The sequence below is a fragment of the Sulfitobacter sp. HI0129 genome (assembly GCF_001635395.1).
Lineage (GTDB): Bacteria > Pseudomonadota > Alphaproteobacteria > Rhodobacterales > Rhodobacteraceae > Sulfitobacter.
The window spans coordinates 1-2244 of the sequence record NZ_LWGH01000590.1 but is presented as its reverse complement, the minus strand read 5'-3'; the positions used below and the strand labels follow the sequence as shown (position 1 = coordinate 2244).

Genomic DNA, 2244 nt, shown 5'->3' with positions numbered 1-2244 from the left:
CGCGCGGGTCGAGACGAAACAAGCGATCATGGAGATGTTCCCGAATTCGGGTCTTTATGAACTCTACGGCTCCACCGAGGCGGGCTGGGTGACGTTCCTCCACCCGGATGAGCTTTTCGACCATCTCGGCACCGTCGGGCGCGAAGTCGCGGGCTCCGCGCCGATCAGGATCCTCGACGACGCGGGGAACGAAGTGCCCGACGGGGAGATCGGTGAATTGTATTCCTCCTCCCCCTACGCCTTCGAAGGGTACTGGAACCTGCCCGACAAAACGCGCGAGGCATACCGGGGCAACTACCTGTCGGTCGGCGACATGGCGTTGCGGGACGAAGCGGGCTTCATCCGGCTGATCGACCGCAAGAAGAACATGATCATCTCCGGCGGCGAGAACGTCTATCCGAGCGAGGTCGAGACCGTGCTGGCGCGGCACCCGCAGGTCAGGGATATCGCGGTGGTCGGGCTGCCGGACGCGAAATGGGGAGAGACAGTCGCCGCCGCGGTGGTCGTGGCACCCGGGGGCGGCCTGACGGCGGATGAGCTGATCGCCTGGTCCCGGGACAAGCTGGCCGGGTACAAGCGCCCGCGCCGTATCATCTTTCTCACCCCCGACGAAATGCCGCGCAACTCCACGGGCAAGATATTGCACCGGGTGCTGCGCGACCTGCTGACCGACCGCGCATAGCACCCCTCTTTTCAGGAGAACAGGAAATGACCGATACACAGGACCTCAACCAAGACGAGGACAACGTCGCCGCCTGGATCGCCGCCACGCTGAAGGCGCGCAGGGTCGACAGGGTGTTCGGCCTGCAGGGCGGCCATATCCAGCCCATCTGGGACCACTGCGCCCGGCAGGGCATCCGCATCGTCGATGTCCGGGACGAAGGGGCCGCAGTGCACATGGCCCATGCGCATGCCGAGCTGACCGGGGACATGGGCGTCGCGATGGTCACCGCCGGGCCGGGCGTCACCAACTGCGTGACCGCCATCGCCAATGCGTCGCTGGCCCGCGCGCCCGTGCTGCTGATCGGGGGCTGCACCTCGCGCCCGCAGGCGAACATGGGCCCGCTGCAGGACATCCCCCATGTGGAGATCATGCGCCCCGTGACGCGCTACAGCCGCACCGCGCGTGTCGCCGATCAGGTGATCCGCGAGCTGGATGAGGCATGGGCCCGCGCGATGGGCGATCTGGGCGAACCGGGGCCGTCCTACATCGAAGTCCCGACGGACGTGCTGCGCACCCGGGTCGCGAAACACCTGATCGCCGAGGACTGGATTGCGCCCAAACCGGACCGGCGCGTCACGGCCGACCCCGACAGCATCGCCGAAGCGGTGGACGCGATCCGGGGCGCGCGCCGCCCGCTCGTGGTATCGGGGCGCGGGGCGCGCGGGGCGGGCGAGGCACTGGTGCGCTTTCTCGATACGGTGGATGCGCTCTACCTCGACACGCAGGAAAGCCGGGGGCTGGTACCGCGCGAGCATCCGGCCGTGGTCGGCGCGGTCCGTGCCGCTGCCATGGCGCAGGCCGACCTTGTCGTGACGTTGGGCCGGAAGCTCGACTATCAGCTTGGCTTCGGCTCGCCCGCCGTCTTTCCCGACGCGCGCTTCCTGCGCATCGCGGACACGCCGGGAGAGCTGATCGATAATCGCCGCGGCAGCCCCGAAATCCTTGCCGGCGTCGATCTTGCGCTGGAGGCATTGACCGACGCGCTAGGCAACGACGCCGGGACGCGCGATTTAGATTGGCTGGAAGGCCTGCGCGGCAAGCATCGCGACCGGATCGCCAAGAGCAGCGACGCCTCCGTCCCGCAGACCGGCCCGGACGGCAAGATCCATCCCATGGCCATCTTCGAAGCCATCGCCGCCGAAGCCCGCCCGGATTACATCGCCGTGGCCGATGGCGGGGACCTGCTGAGCTTTGCCCGCGTCGGGCTCGCCGCGAAAACATATCTCGATGCCGGTGCCTTTGGATGCCTCGGCGTCGGCGCCCCCTTCGCCATCGCAGCCGCGCTGGCCTGTCCTGACCGGCAGGTGATCTCGGTCAACGGCGACGGCGCCTATGGCATCAACGCGATGGAGATCGACACGGCGGTGCGCCACGATGCAAAGGCGGTATTCATCGTGTCGAACAACGCGGCATGGAACATCGAACGCTACGATCAGGAGTTCAACTACGGTGGCCGCGTCGTCGGTACCGAATTGCGCCATTCCGATTACGCCGCCATGGCGCGTGCCCTTGGCGCGCAT

At 67.4% G+C, this 2244-nt stretch carries 2 protein-coding genes; both read left to right on the top strand.

Annotation, left to right across the window (positions count from 1 at the left end):
• A partial coding sequence (locus A3764_RS15740) for a class I adenylate-forming enzyme family protein (protein ID WP_150122227.1) occupies window positions 1-682 on the top strand: 682 nt, incomplete at its 5' end.
• Window positions 683-708: 26 nt separating this feature from the next.
• The coding region (locus A3764_RS15735; protein ID WP_067951757.1) for a thiamine pyrophosphate-binding protein at window positions 709-2244 on the top strand (1536 nt) is incomplete at its 3' end.